Annotated in this window: 17 protein-coding genes; 2 read left to right on the top strand and 15 right to left on the bottom strand. The window is 71.1% G+C overall.

Going from position 1 to position 21,825, the window contains the following annotated elements:
- Window positions 1–4: 4 nt before the first annotated feature.
- The 5 genes from JYJ93_RS06455 to JYJ93_RS06435 form a co-directional block, all read right to left on the bottom strand.
- Window positions 5–1,927, bottom strand: a complete 1,923-nt coding sequence (locus JYJ93_RS06455) for an ATP-binding protein (RefSeq protein WP_206787324.1) — start codon at window positions 1,925–1,927, stop codon at window positions 5–7.
- On the bottom strand, window positions 1,917–3,821 hold the full coding sequence (locus JYJ93_RS06450; RefSeq protein WP_269012843.1) for a PAS domain S-box protein: 1,905 nt from the start codon (window positions 3,819–3,821) through the stop codon (window positions 1,917–1,919). Before JYJ93_RS06450 ends, JYJ93_RS06455 begins: the two co-directional genes overlap by 11 nt.
- Before the next feature lie 106 nt (window positions 3,822–3,927).
- Complete coding sequence (locus tag JYJ93_RS06445; RefSeq protein ID WP_206787320.1) at window positions 3,928–5,565, bottom strand: right-handed parallel beta-helix repeat-containing protein; 1,638 nt, start codon at window positions 5,563–5,565, stop codon at window positions 3,928–3,930.
- Between the two features lie 268 nt (window positions 5,566–5,833).
- On the bottom strand, window positions 5,834–6,145 hold the full coding sequence (gene grxC, locus JYJ93_RS06440; RefSeq protein WP_330166759.1) for a glutaredoxin 3: 312 nt from the start codon (window positions 6,143–6,145) through the stop codon (window positions 5,834–5,836).
- 53 nt (window positions 6,146–6,198) lie between these two features.
- The gene (locus JYJ93_RS06435; protein ID WP_206787319.1) at window positions 6,199–7,344 is read right to left on the bottom strand and encodes a heparan-alpha-glucosaminide N-acetyltransferase domain-containing protein; all 1,146 of its coding nucleotides are present in this window, start codon (window positions 7,342–7,344) and stop codon (window positions 6,199–6,201) included.
- Between the two features lie 271 nt (window positions 7,345–7,615).
- Here JYJ93_RS06435 and JYJ93_RS06430 point away from each other — a divergent pair, with 271 nt between their 5' ends.
- Window positions 7,616–10,225 carry a U32 family peptidase gene (locus JYJ93_RS06430; RefSeq protein WP_206787318.1) on the top strand — a complete coding sequence of 870 codons (2,610 nt, stop codon included), beginning with the start codon at window positions 7,616–7,618 and terminating at the stop codon, window positions 10,223–10,225.
- Between the two features lie 7 nt (window positions 10,226–10,232).
- On the opposite strand, the gene JYJ93_RS06425 is transcribed toward JYJ93_RS06430, so the two are convergent.
- The 5 genes from JYJ93_RS06425 to JYJ93_RS06405 form a co-directional block, all read right to left on the bottom strand.
- The gene (locus JYJ93_RS06425) at window positions 10,233–10,649 is read right to left on the bottom strand and encodes a hypothetical protein (RefSeq protein WP_206787317.1); all 417 of its coding nucleotides are present in this window, start codon (window positions 10,647–10,649) and stop codon (window positions 10,233–10,235) included.
- Between the two features lie 33 nt (window positions 10,650–10,682).
- Window positions 10,683–11,429, bottom strand: coding sequence for a queuosine precursor transporter (locus JYJ93_RS06420; RefSeq protein ID WP_206787316.1), 747 nt, complete (start codon window positions 11,427–11,429; stop codon window positions 10,683–10,685).
- Between the two features lie 77 nt (window positions 11,430–11,506).
- Window positions 11,507–12,298 carry a dihydroneopterin aldolase gene (locus JYJ93_RS06415; RefSeq protein WP_206787315.1) on the bottom strand — a complete coding sequence of 264 codons (792 nt, stop codon included), beginning with the start codon at window positions 12,296–12,298 and terminating at the stop codon, window positions 11,507–11,509.
- Window positions 12,295–13,020 (bottom strand): SDR family oxidoreductase, encoded by a 726-nt coding sequence (locus JYJ93_RS06410; protein ID WP_206787314.1) that lies wholly within the window; start codon window positions 13,018–13,020, stop codon window positions 12,295–12,297. Before JYJ93_RS06410 ends, JYJ93_RS06415 begins: the two co-directional genes overlap by 4 nt.
- Window positions 13,021–13,154: 134 nt before the next feature.
- Window positions 13,155–13,643, bottom strand: coding sequence for a hypothetical protein (locus JYJ93_RS06405; RefSeq protein WP_206787312.1), 489 nt, complete (start codon window positions 13,641–13,643; stop codon window positions 13,155–13,157).
- Between the two features lie 136 nt (window positions 13,644–13,779).
- Here JYJ93_RS06405 and JYJ93_RS06400 point away from each other — a divergent pair, with 136 nt between their 5' ends.
- Complete coding sequence (locus JYJ93_RS06400) at window positions 13,780–14,496, top strand: class I SAM-dependent methyltransferase (RefSeq protein ID WP_206787310.1); 717 nt, start codon at window positions 13,780–13,782, stop codon at window positions 14,494–14,496.
- A gap of 1 nt (window position 14,497) precedes the next feature.
- Here JYJ93_RS06400 and JYJ93_RS06395 read toward each other — a convergent pair whose 3' ends face one another.
- The 5 genes from JYJ93_RS06395 to JYJ93_RS06375 form a co-directional block, all read right to left on the bottom strand.
- The gene (locus JYJ93_RS06395; protein WP_206787309.1) at window positions 14,498–15,019 is read right to left on the bottom strand and encodes a GreA/GreB family elongation factor; all 522 of its coding nucleotides are present in this window, start codon (window positions 15,017–15,019) and stop codon (window positions 14,498–14,500) included.
- 253 nt (window positions 15,020–15,272) lie between these two features.
- Window positions 15,273–15,773 (bottom strand): hypothetical protein, encoded by a 501-nt coding sequence (locus JYJ93_RS06390; RefSeq protein ID WP_206787307.1) that lies wholly within the window; start codon window positions 15,771–15,773, stop codon window positions 15,273–15,275.
- Window positions 15,774–16,520: 747 nt separating this feature from the next.
- On the bottom strand, window positions 16,521–19,364 hold the full coding sequence (locus JYJ93_RS06385) for a DUF4105 domain-containing protein (RefSeq protein WP_242543690.1): 2,844 nt from the start codon (window positions 19,362–19,364) through the stop codon (window positions 16,521–16,523).
- Between the two features lie 17 nt (window positions 19,365–19,381).
- Window positions 19,382–20,323: a hypothetical protein gene (locus tag JYJ93_RS39865; protein WP_242543689.1), complete on the bottom strand. Its 942-nt coding sequence runs from the start codon at window positions 20,321–20,323 to the stop codon at window positions 19,382–19,384.
- A 143-nt stretch (window positions 20,324–20,466) separates the two neighbouring features.
- The gene (locus JYJ93_RS06375) at window positions 20,467–21,822 is read right to left on the bottom strand and encodes a D-arabinono-1,4-lactone oxidase (protein ID WP_206787303.1); all 1,356 of its coding nucleotides are present in this window, start codon (window positions 21,820–21,822) and stop codon (window positions 20,467–20,469) included.
- Window positions 21,823–21,825: the final 3 nt, after the last annotated feature.

Genomic DNA, 21,825 nt, shown 5'->3' with positions numbered 1-21,825 from the left:
GCGCTCAATCCGCGGCCAGGGGCAGCCGCACCGTGAAGGTGGTGCCCTGCCCCATCGTGCTCTCCACGGTGAGGCGCCCGCCGTGGTTCTCCACGATGCCCTGGCAGATGGACAGGCCCAGGCCGGTGCCCCGGCCTTCGGGCTTGGTGGTGAAGAAGGGCTCGAAGATGCGCGACAGGTTGCGCGGCTCGATGCCGGTGCCGGTGTCGCGCACGCGCACCACCGCCTCCGTCCCCTCCTGGAGCGTGGTCAGGGCCACCAGCCCGCCGGGCTGCATGGCGTGGCAGGCGTTGGTGATGAGGTTGACGAACACCTGCACCAGGTTGGCGCGCACGGCGGCCAGGGGCGGCACGTCGCTCGCGTAGTCGCGCTGCACGCTGACGCGGGCCTGGGACACGACGTGCTCGCAGAAGCCCACCGCCATGTCCACGACGGCGTTGAGCGACACGCGCTCCGGCCGGTCCTGCGCGGGCCGCGCGTAGCTCACCAGGTCGCGGGTGAAGCGCAGGATGCGGTGGCTGCTCTCCAATATCTTCTTCAGCTTCTCCTGATCCGCGGGGTTCGCGCCCGGCGTCATCCGCGAGCGCTGGAGCAGCGCGTCCGCGTAGGTGGCCACCGCCGTCATCGGGTTGTTGATTTCATGCACCACGCTGGCCGCGAGCTGCCCGATGGAGGCCAGCTTCTCCGCGTGGATGATGCGCTTCTCCAGCTCCTTCACCACCGTGACGTCCTGGCCAATGGCGATGACGCCCTCGACTTCGCCGGGCTGGGTCTGCATGGAGGAGGTGGCGAAGGACACGCGCACCTCGCCGCCCTCGCGGGTGAGCAGGCGCGTCTCGAAGTTGTTCACGGACTCGCCGCGCATGGCCGCCGCCAGCACGGGCACCAGCCGCAGCTGTTCGCTGTCCGCCACCAGCGAGGACAAGTCGCGGCCCAGCACCTGCTCCTTGGTGAGGCCGGTGAGCGCGCTCAGCGCCTGGTTGAAGACCACCACCTGCTTGTCCCGGTTCACCACCAGGATGAGGGCGTTGGCCTTCTCCAGCAGCTCCTCCAGGTACTTGCGCACGAACGTCAGCTCGTCGATGAGCTTCGCGTTCTTCACCGCCACGGCGACCTGGCTGGCCAGCTGGAGCAGCACGCGCTCGTCGTGCGCGGGGTCCGCGTCCAGCCCTTCCGGGTACTCCATGTTGATGGCGCCGAAGAGCTGGCTGCTCGCGACCAGCGGGGCGCTCACCGCGCGGGTGCTGCCGTGGAAGAGCAGCGGCACCTCCTCGGAGATGGTCACCCGCCCCTGGGGCAGCGCCGTCTGCGTGAGGTTGGTCTTCTCCACCGAGCGCTGGAAGAGCACCAGCGGCTCGTGCGCGCCCTCCTTGAGGCGGCCTTCGGCGTAGAGCGACGTGAGGCCGCCGGTGCGCGCGTCCACGATGCGGATGCAGAAGGCGCGGCCGGGGAAGAGCTCCTTCACGCCGCGCGCCACCGCGGCCACCAGCTCCTCCTCGCCGCCGGCCTCCGCCACGCTGCGGCCCAGGTCCAGGAGCACGCCCTCCGTGCGCGCCTGCTCCAGCAGGGCCCGCTCCGCCACCACCAGCCGGCCGCTGATGACCTCCGTGTCCACGCGGGCGCGCACCGCCACGGTGTCCGAGCGGCGCGACAGGGTGAGCACCAGCGAGGTGCCGCTCTGGAGCACGAGGTCGATTTCGTGGGACTGCCCGTCCTCCGGCGCGACGGCGCTGGACAGGGCCTCCGACACCACGTCCACGCTGATGTCGTGCGTGGCGCAGAAGCGGCGCATGGCCGGGTTCACGGCCGCGATGCGCAGGGACACGTCGCAGACGGCGGCGGGCTCGTCCAGCGCGTCGAAGAAGGCCTGGAAGGCGTCGGGGGCCAGATTTCCGGACGGACGCACGGCGCGGACCTCACTCTTCATGGGAGCTGGCCTTGTCCAGGTCGAGGATCTGCTTCGCCCCCACGTACGACTTCACTTCGAAGCGGGTGATCTTCCCGATCTTCCGGACGATCTCCGCCATGCGCTCCGCCTCGCGGTAGATGATGTCCACCGGCCTGTAGGCGAAGTCCTCCTCCTTGAGCTTGCGCTTGAGCAGCTCCGCGTAGCCCATCACGGAGGTGAGGGGCTGGTTGAGCTCGTGGGCCGCGGTGCCGGCGAGCGCGACGATGACGGCGTTCTTCTCGCTCTCCTCCAGCCGCGTCTCCACGTCGTACAGCTTGCGCTCCAGCTGCACCCGGTCCCGGAGGTCCGTGAAGATGCCCACGGTGAAGGACTCGCGGCCTCCCTCGTAGACGATGGAGGCCGTCATGTTCACGGGCACGCGCTCACCGGAGCGGTGCATGAGCTCCTGGCGCGTGAGGGACAGCCGGCCCTTGCCGCCCATGTCGGGCCCGCGCAGCTGGGCCATGATGCGCTGGGCCTCGCCGGGCGGGTAGAGCTGGAGCGCGTTGAGCTTCTCCTGGGCCTCCTGCGCGGTGTAGCCGCACATGGCCTCCGCGCCCTTGTTGAAGAGGATGATGCGCCCCTTCAGGTCGGCCGCGATGATGGCGTCCACCGACGAGTCGATGAGCCGCTCCAGGAAGTCCTTCGTGTTGCGAAGCTCGTCCTCCAGCTTGCGCGCGTGCGTCACGTCGCGGAAGGACAGGATGGTGGCCGCGTCCTCGTCGCGCAGCGGCGCCGCGGACATGGACAGCGTGAGGCACCTTCCGGCGGGCGTGCGCACCACCACGTCCACGCCCATGCGCGCTTCACCCCGCGACGCGGACGTCACCAGCTCCATCAGCACGCCGTCATCCACCGGCTGGGTGATTTGGTTCAGGTGCTTGCCCCGGGCCTCGCCGGCGGTGGTGTCCAGCATCTGCGCGCCGGCTGGGTTGAGCGACAGCACGGCGGCCTCGTCGTCGAGGATGGCCACGCCCTCGCTCACGTGGGCGAAGAAGAGCTGGTAGGGCTTGAAGGACGCGGCCTTCTCCTCCGCCGCGAGCCGCGCCGTCTGCACGGACTGAAGCACCGACGCGCTCCGCAGCGCCACCGCGGTCGCGTGGGCCACCGTGGTGAGGAAGTCGATTTCACGGGTGCTGAAGGCCCGCCTGCGCCCGGCGGCGCGCAAGAGCAGCACGCCGCGCACCTGGCCCCGGATGGGCAGGGGCAGCGCGGCGATGGCGTGGATGCCCCGCGCGGCCACGGCCCGGCGCTCCAGGTCGCCCAGCAGCGGGTGCGTGGCGGCCTCCTGCATGACCACGGGCTTGCCGGTGCGCACCACCTCGCGGATTTCGGGGTAGCGCGCCAGGTCGATGCGCAGGTCCTTCATGCCCGGGTCGTCGCTGGCGGCGACGATGACGCCCTCGTCCACGCCGCCGCCCACCATCACCAGCGTGGCGCGCGCGATGTCCAGTTGCTCCGCCAGACGCCGCGTCACGCCGTGCAGGAGCGCCTCCACGTCGGAGCTCTCCGCGTAGTCGGCGGTGAGCTCCAGGAGCAGCGCCAGGTCCGTCTGGCTGCGGGCCTGCTCCTCGCGCTCGCGGTGGCGCTCCGCGGCGCGCTGGAGGCGCCAGGTGAGCTCGTAGGGCAGCCCCTGGTGGGTGACGATGTCCGCGGGGCGCAGCGTGTCCACGGCGGCGAAGCCGCGCGGCTCCGGGGACACCACGGCGATGAGCGTGAGGTGCGGCCCGTTGAGGGATGTGAGCAGCTCCACCACCGCGGGGCCGCAGCCGGGGGCGGTGAGGTCCACCAGCGCCAGGGCGGCGTCGTCCGGGTCGTCCACCACGCGCAGGCCCGCGCGCTCGGCGGCGGCGTTGAGGGGTTCTCTTGCCACCGACCCTGGGGGGACCAGGACGATGCCGAAGGCGGGTTCCGACGGGGCCGACACGGGGCGCTGGACTCCGGAGCGAGGGGCCCCGGAGTCTACACAACCCCCGGGGTCAGGGGCAGCCCGACTCGAAGGCGCCCTGGTCCGGCGCCGCACCGCAGAAGGGCAGCCCCAGGGACAGGCCCGCCTCGCGCGCGGGGGACTGCGAGGACAGCTGGTAGTCATCCGCGCCCGTGTCCACGAAGCCGGGCGCGCGCTCCTGGGAGCGCTTGTCCAGGCCAGCCTTCGTGCGCCAGTCCGCCAGGCCCATCGTGGCGCCCTCCAGGTTGAACACCGCCGCGCCGCTGCTCCGGAAGTACAGGTTGCCGTCCACCACGGCGCCGCTCCGGCCCGCGCCGCCGCGCGCGGCGATGCCACAGCCGGCGAAGATGTTGTTGCGCACGTCCAGGCCCTGGCTGGCACCGTTGGAGCCCGTGCCGAAGATGAGGCACGCGCCGCTCAGGTTCGACACCGTGTTGTGTTGCACCTTCACGTCCACGGACGCGTCGATGCGGATGCCGGTGCCCTCCTCCCCGTCCGCCTCGCCCAGGCCGTCATGGATGAGGTTGCGGCGCAGCATGACGCGCGTGGGGGGCGCGCCCTCGCGGTTGCCGCCAATCTGGATGGCGCGCGCGTTGGCGTAGAAGACGTTGTCCTCCAGCGTGACGTCGGACGGGGACATGTGGACGAGGATGCCCTCGCCCGCGGAGGTGGACACCGCGCGGTGGTTGTAGATGGTGTTGCCGCGCAGCGTGACATGGGTGCACGTCTTGATGTCCGCGCCGTTCTCCCGGTTGTCGTGGAGCTGGTTGTCCTCCACGAGCAGGTTGTCGAACGGCGTGCCCGGGTTGGTGGCGCCGCCCTCCGGCCCCAGGCACTGCACGCCGTCACCGGAGTTGTGGTGGATGTCGTTGCCGCGCACGGTGACGTTGAACGCGGAGGTCTGCACCGCGACGCCGTGGCTGTCCACGTCGCCCTGGTCGAAGTGGGAGATGTCGTTGTCCTCGATGAGGACGTCGTGCGCCTTCTCCGTCACGTACACGCCCGCACCCTCCGTGCCGTTCTTCACGATGCTGTCGCGGAGCACGCCGTGGTGCGCGCCCGCGCCGCGCCACATCACCGCGAAGATGGACTCGCCGCCCACGTCCACCGTGAGCCCCTGGAGGTTCCAGTACGCGCCGCTCACGTCCACCAGCGAGGTCCCGCCAATGGAGCCGCCCTTGAGGATGGCCGTGGCGCCCGGCGCGGCCCTCAGCGTCAGCGGCTTGTCCGCCGTGCCCTGCCGCTCCGTTAACTGCACGTGTTCGCGCCACGTGCCGGACTGGAGGAACACCGCCTCGCCGGGCTTCACCTGGGACAGGGCTCGCGCCACCGTGCGCAGGGGCAGCGCCTCCGTGCCCGCCGCGGAGTCGTTGCCGCTGGGGGACACCCAGAGCACCCGCGTGTATTGCGGCTCGGCGGGCGGCGGCGGCTCGGGCTCCTCCATGGGCGGCGGGTCCACGGGATCCGTGGGCGTGGCGACGCCGCCGTCAACGATGGGGGGCGTGCCCGCGTCGGCGGGCATCTGCGGGCGCTGCACGACAGGTGGACCGGATGTGCCCGGAGGTGTGGCTGTCGCGGGCGCGGGTTCGACCTTGCCGGTACAGCCAACGGTGCCAGCAAGCATCCCGGTGGCGCAGACGAGGGTCGTCAGGGTCTGGCGGAAGCGCATGTGGACTCCTGGTAGGGGTTCACGGCGCGGGGGTGCGCTCGCGGGGTCGGCGGGCAACGGGAACATGCGTGCCGTGCATTCCCCGTCAGCCGTGGACATTGCTGACGCCCGGTCGCAGGGCAGCCGGGCAGGCATGTGAATCCACGCGGTTGGGCATGGCGACAGCGGCCCGCGAATGTGCTGGAGGGTGGGCACCGCGCGCAGAAACACTCGGGCCGTGTCCTCAGGAAGGAGGAACACGGCCCGAACGCGACGGCGGATGTCGGCCTCAGGGGGCGGCGGAGTCCTGGGCGTCCCGGCCGAGGAGCGCGTCCAGCTCCCCGCGCGCCTCCAGGTCATACAGGTCATCGCAACCGCCAATGTGGCGGCCCGCGATGAAGATCTGCGGCACGGTCCGGCGGCCACAGCGCTTCATCATCTCCTCGTGCCGCGCTTCGTCCGCGGCGACATCCACCTTCTGGAACTCGCAGCCCTTCTCGTTGAGCAGGTCCATGGCCTGCCGCGAATAGGGGCAGGTGCGCTTCATGTAGACGACGACCTCGAGCATCACGGCCTCCTGCGTCGAAGGGTGGGGACTCATCCCGCGGTCCGCCACCCGGCGCGAGTGCGCTCGCTCCCCTGCCCGCTCGCCTTTCAGCGGACGCCGGACACGGGCACGGGCGCGGGCAGGCGCTCGCTGGCCTCCCGGGCACGTCCGCGCAGGTCCCACGCGTAGAGGGCGCACCACTGGAGCGCGGCGGTGCACGCGAACAGCAGCGGCCACAGCGGCGTGTAGTGCAGCCGCAGGAGGTACAGGCCCGCGTAGTACACGTAGAACTGGAGCACGAACGCGAGCAGCGAGTGCCGGCCGATGACGCTCGCCACGCGCAGCCAGCGCGACAGGTATCCGGCCTGCTCGGCGCGAATCAGGAGCCCCAACAGCGCGAGCGCCGTGCCGCCATAGAGCGCGACATATGCGGGCCCCGGCGGGTACTTCTGCGCCTGCGACGTGAGCGCCATCAGCGTGTCGAAGCCCGCGCCATGCCACAGGTGGTGCACCGCGATGTGGAGCACCACCAGCCCAGCGCCGCTCACGGCGATGCCCAGGCCCACGAGCTCGAAGCGGCGCCCCATGCCCTTCACGTCCGCGCGGCCCCACGTCCCCAGCCACTCACCGAACATGCTGCCCACCAGGTACACGCCCAGCCACGGCACCACCGGGAAGCCGGAGAGCAGCACGGACAGCTCGCGCTGGCCGAAGAAGATCTCTTTGAACGCGCGCGCCACGCCCCACTCCGGCCACCAGCACAGGCTCACCGTCCAGCTCAGCGCGAACAGCCCCAGCCCCAGCACCGCGCGGGCCCGTCCGTCGAGCCGCGTCACCACCCAGGGCCCCACGAGCAGCGCCACGCCGAGGGTGTCCGTCACCGGCAGGGCCCGCAGCAGGACCCACGGCTCGTCCGGCCAGAAGCGATACGTGGGCACGATGAGCAGGTGTCCCGCGGTGAGCAGGAACAGACCCCGGCGCTGGAGCCGCGTGCGCAGCGGGCCGAAGTCGCGGCTGCGCGCGTACAGGAGCCCCAGCATCAGGCCGCTGATGACCATGAAGCCGGGCGTGGCCAACCGTGTCAGCAGGTTGAGCCGCTCGCGCAGGTGCGCGGCCTCACCGCCCAGCGGATAGAGATACGCGTCCGCGAAATGAGAGAGGAACACGAGCAACATCACCGTGCCCCGCATGGCATCCACCGCTTCCAGCCGTCCAGAGGCGGAGCGCGCCCCCGACACCTGCTCGCGCTGCATGGGTAATCCTTTCGGAATGATGGCGCGCGGCCTGGATGGCATCCCTCCCCCTCGAAGTGGATGCCTGCACTGCGCGCCGGCAGACCGGATATCACTCCGGCCGTCAAAGACAAACATTCGGACGGCCAATCTCTTCCCACTGGAATCCTTGTCGCGCCAAGCACCCTGTCTGGATTCAGGCTTGACCCGCGAGGGTCGGGCGCCCGCCCGGTGGGGAGGTGGACGGACATCAAGAGGGGAGCGGCGGGAGCGGGCGTGCTAGGTAGGAGTCATGTCTGCCCGACGCCCCGAAATCCTCGCCCCCGCTGGTGACCTGGAGTCGTTGCGTGCCGCCCTCGCCAGTGGCGCGGACGCTGTCTACTTCGGGCTCGACGAAGGCTTCAACGCGCGAGCCCGCGCGGAGAACTTCTCGCTCGAGCGGTTGCCTGAGACGGTGGGGCTCATCCACAGGGCCGGTGCGCGCGCCTACGTGACGCTGAACACGCTGGTGTTCGAGCCGGAGCTGCCGGTGGTGGAGCACCTCTTGCGCGGTGTGGCAAAGGCAGGCGTGGACGCGCTCATCGTGCAGGACCCGGCGGTGGCGCTGCTGGCGCGAGCCATCTGTCCCCAGCTGGAGCTGCACGCGTCCACCCAGATGACGCTGTCCAGCGCGGAAGGCGCGCGGTTCGCCACGGGCCTGGGCTTCACGCGCATGGTGGTGCCGCGCGAGCTGTCGGTGGCGGAGATCCGCCGGCTGGCGTCGCAGACGGACATCGAGCTGGAGGTCTTCATCCACGGCGCGCTCTGCATGTCCTGGAGCGGCCAGTGCCTCACGAGCGAGGCCTGGGGCGGCCGGTCCGCGAACCGGGGCCAGTGCGCGCAGTCGTGCCGGCTGCCGTACGACCTGGTGGTGGACGGCGAGACGCGCGACCTGGGCGAGGTGAAGTACCTGCTCAGCCCCAAGGACCTGGCGGGCGTGCGCGCGGTGCCGGAGCTGGCGGACATCGGCGTGCACAGCTTGAAGATTGAAGGCCGCCTCAAGGGGCCGGCGTATGTCTCCAGCACGGTGCAGGGCTACCGCCGCTGGCTGGACGGCGTGATGGCCGGCAAGCCCGACAGCGTGCGGCTGGCGAAGGACCTGGCGGAGATGTCGCTGTCGTACAGCCGGGGCTTCTCCCACGGCTTCCTGGCGGGCTCCGACCACCAGACGCTGGTGGAGGGGCGTTTCCCGAAGCACCGCGGGCTGTACCTGGGCCGGGTGCATGCGGTGTCTGGCAAGGACGTGCTCGTGGTGCCGGACGACCGGCCGTGGACGGGCGCGCTGGGCCTGGGCGACGAGCGCCCGGAGGCCCCGGCGGGCAACGTGTCCGCGCCGCTGCCCGGGGACACGGAGCCCGCGGACGTGGATCCTCGCCCGGGCATGGGCGTGGTGTTCGACGCGGGCGCGCCGGAGGACAAGCACGAGCCGGGCGGCCCCATCTTCCGCGTGGAGCGCGAGGGCGACGCGTGGGTGCTGGGCTTCGGCCATCCGGGCCCGGACCTGGGCCGCGTGGCGCCGGGGCAGCGCGTGTGGCTGAACAGCGACCCCGCGCTCGCGCGGCGCACGGGTGATTTGCTCGCGCAGGGTGAGCCCGAGGGCCGCATCCCGCTGTCACTGGTGGTGTCCGGCGCGGAGGGCACGCCGCTGCGCGTGCGGATGAGCACCGGGCGCTTCACTCGCGAGGCCGTGGGCACGACGCTGCTCGCGCCGTCGCGGGGCGCGGGCGTGGACGCGGCATTGCTCAAGGACAAGCTGGCCGCGCTGGGCGGGACGTCGTTCCACCTGGCGGAGCTGGATGCGTCCGGACTGGCGCCGGGGCTGCACCTGCCGGTGTCGGAGCTGAAGGCGCTGCGGCGGCAGCTGGTGACTGAGCTGACTGCGGATGTGGAGCGTGGCCCCGCGCGGACGGTGAGCACGGAAACGGTGGAGGCCAGCGTGCGTCAGGACCTGCTGGCGAAGGTGGCGTCGCGGCCTGCGGAGGAGGCGCCCCGGTTGCTGCCGCTGTGCCGCGATGACGCGCAGTTGGAGGCGGTCATCGCCGCGGGCCTGCGCGAGGTGGAGCTGGACTGGATGGAGATGGTGGGGCTCCAGAAGGCGGTGGAGCGGGCGCGTTCTGCTGGGCTGCGCGTCACCATCGCCACGGTGCGTGTGCAGAAGCCGGGCGAGGAGGGCTACGACACGCGCCTGGACCGGCTGCGTCCGGACGCGGTGCTGGTGCGCCACTGGGGCGCGATGATGCACTTCCTGGAGCAGCCGGCGGGGGCCTCGCGGCCGGTGCTGCACGGGGACTTCTCGCTGAACGTCACGAACTCGCTGACGGCGGCGCACCTGTTGAGCTTGGGGCTGGACACGCTGACGGTGTCGCACGACCTGGATTCGGAGCAGCTCTTCGGGCTCTTGGAGCAGGCGCCGGCGCACCGGTTCGCGGTCGCGCTGCACCACCACATCGCGACGTTCCACACGGAGCACTGCGTGTACTCACACACGCTGTCCAACGGGCGCGACTACAAGACCTGCGGGCGGCCGTGTGAGAAGAGCGCCATCGCGCTGAAGGACCGGCTGGGCCTGGAGCATCCGGTCATCGTGGACGTGGGGTGCCGCAACACGGTGTTCAACGCCCAGGCGCAGAGCGCGGCGTCACTGGTGCCCCGGCTGCTGGAGCGCGGCGTGCGGCGCTTCCGCGTGGAGTTCGTGCGCGAGACGCGCGAGGAGGCCGCTCGGGTGCTGGGCGCGTATCAGGAGCTGCTCGCGGGCCGGCTGTCGCCCGCGGAGGCGGTGAAGCGCGCGGCGGTGCACGAACAGTTCGGCGTCACGCGCGGCACGATGCAGGTACTCAAACACCCGGCGGCGAACGCGCGCTGAGACATGGTCAGGCGATGCGGAGCACGTCCCGGTGGGACGAGGCGCTCCGCAGCCACCTCATGCGCACGAGGACGAAGAGCAGCGTCATCGCGGCGAACCACTTCCAGTGGGTGGGATCGATGCCATCCCCCGCCTGAGCGACATGCTCCACCAGCGTGTCCGCGCTGATGAGGATCTCCATGCCGAGCAGCAGCGGTCCGATGAGGGCCACCGCCACGCAGCCCCAGGTCAGGAGGTCACGGAAGGTCGAGATGGAACTCCGGGGCGACGGTGCCATCAGGCCCAGGACGTCATGGCTGTCGCGAGGCCCCCGTCTCAACCAGCGCACCAGCGGCACCACGACCCAGGGCAAGAAGAACAACAACGTCCAGAGATAGCTCGCGAGCGGCGGCGTTAGCGGATGGTCCGTGATCGTGAACTGCATGGGGCACCCTCCTGCCCCCGCAGTCTACCGCGTTCAGGCCGCGGCCGCGGACGGGGGCTCGGCCTTGGTGGTCACGAGGTTCACCGGCTCACCGTCCTCGCCCAGCACCACCGGGGCGATGCCCAGCTTGCGCTCCACCAGCGCGTGCCCCAGGTAGACGAGCGGCGTCAGTCCAATGGCCACCAGCAGCTTCACCGCGTACGAGGTGAAGATGATGCGGAAGATGACCTCCCGGGGCAGCACGCCCGTCCAGGCGACGAACTGCACCACCACCGTGTCGATGAGCTGCGACACCACCGTGGAGCCCGTGGCCCGCAGCCACAGCATCCGGTTGTTCGTCACCCGCTTGAGCAGGTTGAACACCGAGATGTCCAGGAACTGCGCCACCAGGTACGCAATCATCGACGCCGCCAGGATGCGCTGCGAACCGCCGAAGACGTTGTTGAACGACGCCGCCACCGTCCCGCTGTAGTCCCTGGCCTCCGTCATCGGCGCCCACGGAATCAGGCCCGCCAGCGCGACAATCACGAACGTGAAGATGGCCATCACGAAGCCCACCCACGTCACGAACCGCGCGACCTTCTTGCCGTAGAACTCGTTGAGGATGTCCGTCAGCAGGAACGTCACCGGGAACGGCAACATCCCCACCGACATCACCGCCACCACCGGGCCCAGGTGCACCTCGAATAGCTTCACGCCGATGATGTCGCCCACCACCAGCGAGGTGATGAACAGCCCCGCGAGCACCACGAAAAGCTGAATCCGCCGGTCCAGGGTCATCCGATGCGTCCTTCAAGAGCAGAGGCGCCCCTACAGCTAGCACACCCTCCCGCCCTCGTCGCTTGGACGCCCGGGGCCTACTCGGGCAGGTAGTACTGCCTGCCCTGCCCCACGGGAGCCGTCTCCCCGGAGCCGCCCGCCTCCGACAGGACCAGGCGCGGCCGGTACACCCCCAGCACCGTCTGCTCGGTCGCCGTCGGGTTGTCGTAGCCGTGCCCGAAGACCTCCGGTCCGCTGAACGCCATCCCCCGCCCCACCGGCTGTCCTTGCAGCACCAGCCCCGCGCCCAGCACCAGCTCCATGCCTTCCGTGTGGCCGTCCGCGCGCGGCGGGATGCTCGCTCCCGGCTCCACCCGCAGCCGGTACACGCCGTAGGTCGCGCCTTCGTGGATGACGTCCACGTGGCCGAAGGGCTTCGCGTCCGTCCGGTACACCATCTCCTCCGCGGTGCGGTGCACCTGGAGCGACGGGATGGCCCAGCCCGTCAGGGCCTCCGGCTTGGTGACCCGCACCGTGGCGGCGTGCAGCGGCGCGTGCGGCGCGGCGTCCGTGGGCGGCGCCAGGAGATAGCGGCACACCGCCTCCGCCGCGGACTCCAAGAGCTCGAAGCGGCACGCATCCAGGAGGAAGCGCAGCTCCCCGGCCAGGCGCCCGTAGTGCACCGTGTTCGCCAGCCTCCCGCCCACCGCCGCCTGCCGCGCGTCCAGGAAGAGCGCCACGTCCAGGCGCAAGGGCTGCGGCGTCACGCGCTCGCGGTTGTAGAGGCCCACGATGACGTCCACCGTGAGCCCGCGCAGCTCCATCACGTCCAGCGGACGGCCCTGCGCGTCGGTGACCACGGGGTGGATCCACACGGGTTCCTGGCTCACAGCTGCGCGCTCCTTCCACCATCCACGGCGATGACCTGCCCGGTGAGGTACGGCGCCTCGCGCGCGAGGAACACCACCGTGCGCGCCACGTCCTCCACGCTGCCCTCGCGGCCCATGGGCACGCGGTCGAGCACTTCCTTCCGCGCGGCTTCGTCGAAGTCCTCCGGGAAGGCCACCACGCCCGGTGAGATGGCGTTGACGCGCACGTGCGGCGCCAGCTCCACCGCCAGCGCGCGCGTGAGCATCACGAGCCCCGCCTTGCTCACCGAGTAGTGCGCGTAGTGGCTCACCGCCCGCTCCCCGCCGATGTCGGTGAGGTGCACCACCAGCGGGTCCTTCCCCGCGCGCAGCGACGGCAAGAGCGCCTGCGTGAGGAAGAAGGGCGCGTCCACGTTCACGGCGAGCATGCGGCGGTACTGCTCGCGCGTCACGGCCGCGAAGTCCACCCGCTCATAGAGCCCCGCGTTGTGGACGACCACGTCCAGCGCGGGGTGCGCCTCCCGGACCCGCGCGCCCAGCGCGTCCACGGCTTGCGCGTCGGAGAGGTCGCCGCTGTACAACGTGACGTCGCGGCCCAGCGCTCGCAGCTCCCGCGCCAGCGACTCCAGTGGCTCCATGGAGCGGTTCGCGTGAAGCGCCAGGTCGTAGCCGGCGCGGCCGAGCGCTCGCGCCACCGCGCTGCCGATGCGCACGCCCGCGCCCGTGATGAATGCGGTCCCCATATGCGGGCCCTGCCTAACAGGCCCGCCCGCGAAAAAACACCGCGGGGCGGCACCCGGAGTCCCCACTCCCGGCACCGCCCCGCGGCACTTCATCCCCTTTGCGTCGTCCGTCCCGTCTTGGCTCCTCGTGTTTGCTACGGGTAGTAGACCACCGTCTGCCAGCGGCGCCCGCCGTACGGCACCCAGACCCACTCCGTCACCGCCTGGTAGCCGCCCGCCACATAGCGCTGGTCGTAGTAGCCCGGCGTGCACCGCGTGTGGCGGCCGTGGCGGCCACGGGACACGCACTGCTCGGGGACCCAGACCTGCTCGTAGCGCGCCGGCACCCAGCGCTCCACCGTCTGCAGCTCGTAGCGGCCACGCGAGTCCACCGGGCGCGGCATGGGGCCGTAGTTGCAGTTCGGGCCGCGGCAGCCCATGAAGCGGCGCGTCTTCGCGTCGTCATTGTCGTAGCGGAACGCCTGGCCCTGCGGCGCGGAGTCCCAGCCGCCGTTGTACCGCTGCTGGCCGCCCCACTGCGCATCCGCCCGGGTCGGGCCGCGCCAGTCCGCCGCGAACGACGTGGAGGAACCGAGCAGCATTGCACCGAAGGCCAGGGTCGCGAGTCCGAGCTTGAAAGCCATGTCTTCCATCCTCCGTCCGAGTTGCTTGTCCTGACTGACGGGGGTCCCGCCGGAACATTCAAATCCCATCGAGTCCCTCTCGACACCGGAGGCCGCGGGGTGGCGGGCCCGGGGGGATGTGGGTACATCTCCGGTCATGTTCCACCGAGACGGCCCCACCTTCCGCGAGCTTGCACGGCAGGCCCTCACCTCCGTCGAGGAGGGCTATGACCTGCTCGCGCCCAAGTTCGAGCACACGCCGTTCCGCACGCCGGATCCGGTGCTCAAGGCCGCGCTCGCGCACGTGGGCCCCGAAGGCAGCGTGGGCAGCGCGCTGGACGTGTGCTGCGGCACCGGCGCCGCGATGCGCGTGCTACGCCCGCTGTGCACGGAGCGCGTCGTCGGGTTCGACCTGAGCCAGGGCATGCTAGAGGAGGCGCGGCGCGGGCTCGCGGATGCGCCGGGCAGCGCGGCGCTCGACTTCGTCCGGGGCGATGCGCTGGCGCTGCCCTTCGACGCGGCGTTCGACGTGGTCACCAGCTTCGGCGCCTTCGGGCACATCCTGGAGGAGGACGAGCCGCGCCTCGTCGAGGGCATCGCGCGGGCGCTGAAGCCCGGGGGCCGCTTCGTCTTCGTCACGGCGCAACCGCCGTCCGCGCTCAACCCCGGCTACTGGGTGGCGAAGGGCTTCAACGCCGCCATGCGCGTGCGCAACGCGCTCTGGAAGCCGCCGTTCGTCATGTACTACCTGACGTTCCTCGTGCCCCGCGCCCGCGCGCTGCTGGAGGCGGCGGGCTTCGACGTGGAGGTGCGCGAGGGCGACATGCCGGAGCCCTTCGGCCGGCTCGTCACCGTCATCGCCACGAAGCGCTGAATCACGGCGCGGCCGCGGCGGCTTCGGACTCTGCGTACTCCACCGCGAGGATTTCGTACTCCACCGTGCCGCGCGGACGCTCCACCTGCACGGCCTCGCCGGCCTCCTTGCCCAGGAGCGCGCGCGCCAGCGGGGACTCCACGCTCAGCCGCCCCGCCTTCACGTCCGCTTCATCCGGACCGACGATGCGATAGCGCATGCGCGCGCCGTCCTCGTCCTCCAGCACCACCCACGCGCCGAAGAAGACACGGCCCGCCTGCGAGGGATCCGCCTCCACCACCCGCACGTCCTCCAGGATGGCGGTGAGCTCGCGCGTCCGGCGCTCCCGCTCGCGCTTGCGCACGCCCGCTTCCAGCTCCGGCCAGTCCCGGGGCGCGGGGCCCTGCAGCTCCAGCAGCTCCTCCTGGAGCGCCCGGTAGCCCTCCGGCGTGATGTAGCGCTGCTCCGCCGACGTCGACCGGGGACGCGCGGGGGTGAGCCCCTCGTCGCCGCCCCCGTCTTCCTTGGTGAATGCCTTCGACATGGCCAGCTCCCTTCGTCCGGGAAATTTCTCAACGTTTCCCAGGCTTTGCACGGCGGGTCCGCCTGCTCGCTCGCTGTGCGTAGAGGCTCTAGCTGATGAAGGCGGGCGATCTCCTGGAAGGCGCACTGCTGCTGGGGAGCGCACGCGAGGACGCCGCGGCGTGCGCTTCGTCACCATCGGCGAGGACTTCCAGCGGCGGCCAGGCGCCTGCGGGGCAGGCGCCTGATCCGCGGGTTCACCTGACGAAGCGGACCTACTTCGCCGACTCGGAGGCCGCCGGGGCCGCGGTCTCGGACGGAGCGCCGGGCGTCGCGGGCGTGGTGGACGGCTCCGTGGCGGACGGCTCCGCGGCGGACGACTCAGCCGGGGGCGCGATGGGCGCGCCTTCGGGCGCGGGGGCCTGACCGGAGGGCACCACCTGGAGCTTGTAGCGGCTCACGCCCTTGGGTAGCACGACCTCCACCAGGGGGTTCTCCTTCACCAGGCCCGGGTCGAGCGGGAGGGAGAACTCGCCGTTCTCATCGGTGGTGGCGTTGATGTGGTTGCGGTACTCGCCGCCCAGGATCTTGGCGCCCTTCACCGGCTTGCCCGTCGCGGCGTCCGTCACGCGCAGCACCATCAGCTGGCCCGCCTGGAGCTCGGAGGCGCCGCCGTTGGCCTGGATGACTTCGTTGTAGCGCGGGCGCAGCGCGCAGCCGGACAGCAGCGCGGAGGAGAGGACGGCGATGGTCAGCAGGTTGCGGCGAAGGCTCATGGAATCCATCCAGGCTGGGAAGCGGTACGTCGGAGGCGCGGCAGCATAGCCGCCAGCCACCAGACGCCAAGTCTCCGGTGCGTGACAGCCCCCGTGTACGGCATCCGCCCTCACGCCGGGTCGCGAAATTCCCGGCAGGCAGGCACGGCATGCGCCCACCTTCCCGGGGACCGGTGGAGCCGTCAGCCCTTCCACCCGCCCGCTTCCAGCACCATCTCCCAAGGTGTCCGGGCACGTCCTTCCCCCGCCCGCACGGAGGCCAAAGCTCCATGAGTGAGACCTATACGGAGGACTCGGATCGCGTCACGAATTCGAGCGACCGCCCTCCCCTGAACAACGCGCGATTCGATTACGAGGTCCTTCCGCCCGGCGTGCGTGTGGAGGAGAGCCACTTCGAGCTGAAGCACAACCGGTTCGACGTGAGCGTGCTGACGATGGTGCTCATCAGCACCGTCACGTTCTTCATTCCGTTGTTCAACGGCCTGCTGGCTGGCACGTTCGGCGGCTTCCATGCGGGGCGCCTCCGCCGGGCGCTGGGCGCCGCGGCCGTCGCCTCGGTGGTGGTGCCCGCCGCGTTCTACGTGGCCTTCAACGTCTTCAGCGTGGGTGGCGAGCGCATCTTCCTGGGCCTGGGTTGGGGGAACTGGACGCTGCTGCACGTCATCGGCCTGTTCATCGGAGCGCTCTGTGGCGCGGCCAGCCGGCCGGTGTTCACCGGTGAGACGCCCGTCTTCCGGACGCAGTACGTCAGCGGACCTCCACTCCTAGCGCAAGGCGATGTCGCGCCAGCCCTTCCGGAAGGCTCGCGAGACTTCTCCCGGGACCTGCCCACGACGCGAGTGTCCCCTCCCAGTGGACCTGTGCGCGGGGAGTGAGCAGCACGCTCCAGCGGGAGATGCGCCCCAGGTACCACTCCACCTGGAGCGTCGCGTCCGCCTCGTGCGTGAAGCCCGGCGTGATGCCCGTGCGCCACGACGGCACGTACGTGGCCTCCAGGCGCAGGGCGCTGTTGCCAGGCCCTGGCAGGCCCACGCGATGGGCCAATGACAGACGGGGCCCCACCGTGGGGACCGTCTCCGTGGGGCTCCAGGCCATCGTGGCCTGGGCGCCCAGCCCCACCGCGAGGAAGGTGTCGAAGCGCTCCGAGGCCGCCACCACGCCCAGCGCCTCCGCCTCCACCGTCGCGCGGTAGGGCAGCGGACGGCTGATGTCCGTGGACATCCTCGCCTCCGCGCCCCAGCCCAGCGCGTCGGAGAACGACCGTTGCTGCTGGGGCAGTTCGGGCATCAGCGTGCGGTAGCCCACCAGCGTCAGGCGTGAGCCGAGGATGCGCGGCACGCCCCAGCGCGGCTCCACCGACAGCTCTCCGTCCAGCACGCGCAGCTCGCTGCTGGACTGGAAGCCGTGCAGGCGCGCGTCGCCCAGGGCCTCGTTCATCGCGGAGGTGCGCAGGCTCACCACCGGCCGCGCGGCGCCCACCTCCGGGAAGTCCACGCCGCCGCTGACCACCGTGCGGGCCGCGCCGGATTCACGCAGCGCGCCCCGGGCCCAGGTGGTCTCCGTCTCCACCTTCTGTTCATGGTCCTTCGCGAGGAAGGCCCGCAGATCCACGTCCGCGAGCGGTCCGTCGTTGAGCGCGCCCTGTGCCTCGGTGGCCGCGGCGAAGGCGGCCTCGGTGTGCTCCGCGCGGACCAGGGCCTTGAGCTCGTCCGGCGTGGGCGGGCGCTTGATGGCGGTGTCCAGGGCCTGCTGGAGCAGGGCCGTGCGGTCGAGCACCGCGAGCTTGCGCTGCATGGCGTCCTCGCGCTCGAAGAGGAGTTGCCGGTCCTTGACGCCCTGGGCCGCGCCGCCCTGCCCCTTCAAGTCGAGGGACACGAGGCGCTCGCGTTCGATGGCGAGCGTCTCCCCTTCGGCCTGGTCCACCGCCGCGCGCTCCACCCGCACCGCGTGGGCCACATACGCGTGCAGGGCATCCCGGGCTTCGGGGCGCGCGGAGGGAGATGCCGCGTCGAGCGCCGTCGTCACGGCGTGGATCAACTGTTCCCAGGCCTGCCTGCGCTCGTCGGGTTCAGGGGACTGGAGGCGGCGGTGCACCTGGTGCAATGGCGCGAGCGCGGTGGATGGAAGCAGGGAGGCCAGCTTCGTGAGCAGCCGCTCCTCTTCCACGAGCGCGCGCCGGGCGCGGTCTCCCGTGGATTCGAAGGCGTCCGGGACGTGCTCCAGGAGCGGCACCGCGCGCCCGTTCGCGTCCACGACGTTCGTCTTCGCCAGCGTGTCCAGCGTGGCCGTGGGCAGGACCCACAGGGTGCCCGGCGCGCTCACGTGACGGCCGTTCTCCAGCGAGCCATTGAGCAGGAAGAGCAGCGCGGCGGCGCAGTTGTCGGTGAAGAAGTAGTAGCCCAGGTAGCCGCGACGCTCGAGCTCCCAGGTGCGCTCCAGCATGCGCTGGGATTCGCCGGGCGTGAGGTTCAGCCGGAAGCGGCGGATGGTGCGCTGCTCCAGCTCCAGCGATTCATGGGTGATGTCGCCCAGGGTGCCCGTGAGGAAGACGGTGCTGTAGCCGCCCGTCATGCCCTTCATCAGGTAGCCCAGGCCCTTCTCCTCCATGCCGGTGAGGGCCACGAGCTGCACGACGCGCTCGAAGCCGGGGCCCTGCACCGTGGCGCCTTCGCGCCAGACCGGGCGCAGGAGCAGGTGGCCGAAGAGGGACTGGGGCTGACGGCCCGTGGCCGCGACGAGCAGGACCTCCAGATGGGAGAGCGCCTCCGCCTCCGCCCACGTGTCGAAGGCCGGGCAGGCTCCCCGCGCGGGCAGCGTGCCCAGGCGCGCCTCCGAGATGAACTCCGACACGGCGCGCGTCTTGGACAGCTCCTGACAGCGCACCTGATCATCCTCGGGCAATGCGTCCGGACGCAGGGACTCCACGGGGACGAACAGCTCCTCCGCGAACGTGACGAGGTCCAGCGAGGCGCTCGCCTGCCCCCGCGCGCGGCTGAAGGCCCCCGCGTAGGTGATGCTCGCGGTCTCCTTCCACGTGAGGGGGCGCTCGAAGGGGAGCAGCCATCCATCCAGCCTGCGCCACTGGGGACGCCTGCTCCAACCGCGCGCGTCGTCCCAGCGCTGCATCACGGCGTGCACCACGGCGCGGCGGCGCCACAGCTGCTCGGCCTCCGTATCGGTGAGACGTGACAGACGCAGCGTGGCCCGGCGCTCCTCGGAAGGCGCGTAGCGGTAGAGGTGGAACTGCTCGCGCTGCTCCGACCAGTCCGGACGGGCCGTCGTGCCGTCACCCAGGCCCAGCGGCGCGGGCTCCGCGTGGAGCACGAACTCCAACCGGCCTCCCGGTGGACGGCGCATCGCGGGAGGCAGGGCGGCGAGCCCTGCTTCCACGTCGGAGACGAGCAAGGCATCCCGCGCTGCGGCGCCACGCAGGACGATGCCCGCGGTGGCTTCCAAGGCCGCGACCCGTTCGGCCAGGACGACCTCCGGAGACCGCTCCTTCAAGAACGCCGGCACCGCGAGGTGGCCCAGGGGTTCTTCGTCACGAGCCTGCGCGCTCACGGGCAACAGCAGCACCGTGAGCCATCCCATCCAGGCTGTGCGAGGCCTCACTGGAGGGCCTCGGCCGCTTGGGGCGCCCCCTCCAGTTCCAGGATGAAGGCCTGACGGTCCTCTTCGAGCCGGGGTTCGGTGCGCGCCAACTGCCCCACGCGCTCCAGCCAGGCGCGGGCGCGCTCGGGCGTCAGCGTCTTCGCGTCCGCCATCATCAGCAGCTCCTTGCGGTGCGTGCGCAGCAGCTTGCCGAAGACATCCAGGTTCTCACGGCGGATGCGCGCCGCCTGCGCCAGGTCCTCCACCGTCGGGCCCGCGCCCAGCGCCAGGTCCTCTCGCAGTTGGTGCGTGCGGGCCCGCAGGTACGTCTGGGCCGCGTGCCCCACCTCCTTCGGCGGAGGGTGCCTGCCCTTGCGCCGTTCGGCTCGCGCGTACGACTGCCAGATGATGATGCCCAGGCCCATCACCGTCAGCGCCACCGTGGCCGTCGACAGGAGCTGGTTCTCGCGGCCGTTGCTGCTCTCGCTGCGCGTGCGCGAGTCGTCGCCCTGGTCCACCTGGTTCGACTCGCTGGTGCCCGCGTTGCTGTTCTCGCTGGAGCCGGAGTGGCTGGAGCCGCCCTCCCGCGAGCTGTGGTCGCTGGAGCCCGAGGAGTCGCCCGAGTCCGACTTGCTCGAATCCCCGTGGCTGGAGTTGCCCGAGTCGGAGTCGCTGGACTCGCCCGAGCCCGACTCGCTGGAGCCCTCGTCGCTGGAGCCGTTGGACTCCGACTGGCTGGAGTCCCCCTGGCTGGAGTTGCCCTGGCTGGAGTCACCCTGGCTGGAGTTGCCCGAGTCCGACTGGCTGGAGTCCCCCTGGCTGGACGCGCCCGAGTCCGAGGAGTTGCCCGAATCCGATGCCCCCGCGGCCCTCAAGCCCCCGGCGGGCGTGCGACACCCCACCGCGAGCATCAGCATCGACGCCGTCACCACGCGCTTCCATGAAGACTTCGTCCGCATCCATCCCCCTCGAAAGGGCGCCACCGGGCCTGGCGCCAGCCAGTGCCCTAGCCAACCGCATGCCGGGCGCTGGATTGTGCATTATCGAGAGGTTGCTGGATCGTCTGACGCGATACGGCGCGAAAAACAGGCCCCGGGGTGCGTCACGCGCTTCGCGCCCCTGTTTCACCGCGGGTATGACGGACGCCCTCCAGGAAGAGACGTTTCAGATAGGGATTGAGGAAGCGCCCCTGCGGGTCCAGCTGCTCGCGCACGCGCTGGAAGTCATCCCAGCGGGGATACAGATGTTTCAGTGTCGCCGCCGTCTGGGTGTGCAGCTTGCCCCAGTGGGGCCGGCCACCGTGGTTGCGGAAGATGGCCTCCGCGCCGGAGAAGTAGGGCTCCAGCGGCATGCCCTGGTATTGATGCACCGCGATGAACGCGCGGTCCCCGCCGTGCGCCGGGCTGAGGAACACGTCGTCGCCGCGCACGAAGCGGTACTCCACCGGGAAGTGCACGGGCAGGTGCTCGCGCATGATGTATTCGGACAGCTCGCGCAGGCAGTCCGGCCCCCGCTCCACCGGCACGGCGTATTCCATCTCCTGGAAGCGCACGAGCCGCGGCGTGGCGAACAGCGTGTGGCTCTGCCCCGCCAGCACCCCCTCCGACGCCAGCTTCGCCGACAGCCGGCTCACCGGCGCGCACCACGCCGGCCGCATGCGGCACGCGCGGCTCACCGCGCCGAAGACGGCGTTCTCCATCACCATCTCGCTGAACCAGCGCCCCACGCCCACCCCGTGCGGGGTCTCCTCCGTGAGGTCCATCGCCTTCGTCATCACGCGGTCGGAGTGCGGGAACCAGAAGAACTCGTAGTGCCGGTGGCGTGCCCGCGCTTCGTCCAATCCCGCGAGGCACTCCTCCAGCCCCAGGTTCCGCCGCGTCAGCCGCAGCCGGTACGCGGGCAGCAGGCGCAGCCGCACCCGCGTCATCACGCCCAGCGCGCCCAGGGACACGCGCGCGGCCTGGAGCAGCTCCGGCGACGTGTCCTCCGAGCACGTCACCTCGTCCCCGCTCGCCGTGACGAGCGTCATCGCCGCCGCCTGCGTGGAGAGGATGCCCAGCCCCACGCCCGTGCCGTGCGTGCCCGTGCCCAGCGCGCCGCCCAGCGACTGCTTGTTGATGTCGCCCAGGTTCTCCATCGCGAGCCCGTGCGACGCGAGCAGCGCGCCCAGCTCGCGCAGGTTCGTGCCCGCCCACACCACGGCCTCGCGCGTGCGCTCATCCACGGACTCCAGGCCCCGCAGCGCTTCGAGCGACACCATCGTCTCGTCCGTCGCGCACAGGGGCGGGAACGAGTGGCCGCTGCCCACCACGCGCACGGTGCGCGACTGGGCGCTGGCGTCGCGGAGCGCGGCCTTCAGCGCGTCCACGGAGTCCGGCCGGAGGAAGCTGGAGGGATGGGCCTCCACCCCACCGGACCAGTTGCGCCACGTCTTCGTCTTCGCCGTGTCGGTCGTCATGCC

It is taken from the genome of Corallococcus sp. NCSPR001, assembly GCF_017309135.1.
Classification (GTDB): domain Bacteria; phylum Myxococcota; class Myxococcia; order Myxococcales; family Myxococcaceae; genus Corallococcus.
This window is presented reverse-complemented; position numbering and strand designations above follow the sequence as displayed.

Excerpts from the sequence above, each read along its gene's own strand:
- JYJ93_RS06445 (WP_206787320.1), bottom strand. The coding sequence starts at position 5,565 with ATGCGCTTCCGCCAGACCCTGACGACCCTCGTCTGCGCCACCGGGATG.
- JYJ93_RS06420 (WP_206787316.1), bottom strand. The coding sequence starts at position 11,429 with ATGACCCTGGACCGGCGGATTCAGCTTTTCGTGGTGCTCGCGGGGCTG.
- grxC (WP_330166759.1), bottom strand. The coding sequence starts at position 6,145 with ATGAGTCCCCACCCTTCGACGCAGGAGGCCGTGATGCTCGAGGTCGTC.
- JYJ93_RS06375 (WP_206787303.1), bottom strand. The coding sequence starts at position 21,822 with ATGACGACCGACACGGCGAAGACGAAGACGTGGCGCAACTGGTCCGGT.
- JYJ93_RS06455 (WP_206787324.1), bottom strand. The coding sequence starts at position 1,927 with ATGAAGAGTGAGGTCCGCGCCGTGCGTCCGTCCGGAAATCTGGCCCCC.
- JYJ93_RS06395 (WP_206787309.1), bottom strand. The coding sequence starts at position 15,019 with ATGTCGAAGGCATTCACCAAGGAAGACGGGGGCGGCGACGAGGGGCTC.
- JYJ93_RS06410 (WP_206787314.1), bottom strand. The coding sequence starts at position 13,020 with ATGGGGACCGCATTCATCACGGGCGCGGGCGTGCGCATCGGCAGCGCG.
- JYJ93_RS06425 (WP_206787317.1), bottom strand. The coding sequence starts at position 10,649 with ATGCAGTTCACGATCACGGACCATCCGCTAACGCCGCCGCTCGCGAGC.
- JYJ93_RS39865 (WP_242543689.1), bottom strand. The coding sequence starts at position 20,323 with ATGCGGACGAAGTCTTCATGGAAGCGCGTGGTGACGGCGTCGATGCTG.
- JYJ93_RS06390 (WP_206787307.1), bottom strand. The coding sequence starts at position 15,773 with ATGAGCCTTCGCCGCAACCTGCTGACCATCGCCGTCCTCTCCTCCGCG.
- JYJ93_RS06400 (WP_206787310.1), top strand. The coding sequence starts at position 13,780 with ATGTTCCACCGAGACGGCCCCACCTTCCGCGAGCTTGCACGGCAGGCC.
- JYJ93_RS06405 (WP_206787312.1), bottom strand. The coding sequence starts at position 13,643 with ATGGCTTTCAAGCTCGGACTCGCGACCCTGGCCTTCGGTGCAATGCTG.
- JYJ93_RS06435 (WP_206787319.1), bottom strand. The coding sequence starts at position 7,344 with ATGCAGCGCGAGCAGGTGTCGGGGGCGCGCTCCGCCTCTGGACGGCTG.
- JYJ93_RS06385 (WP_242543690.1), bottom strand. The coding sequence starts at position 19,364 with ATGGGATGGCTCACGGTGCTGCTGTTGCCCGTGAGCGCGCAGGCTCGT.
- JYJ93_RS06430 (WP_206787318.1), top strand. The coding sequence starts at position 7,616 with ATGTCTGCCCGACGCCCCGAAATCCTCGCCCCCGCTGGTGACCTGGAG.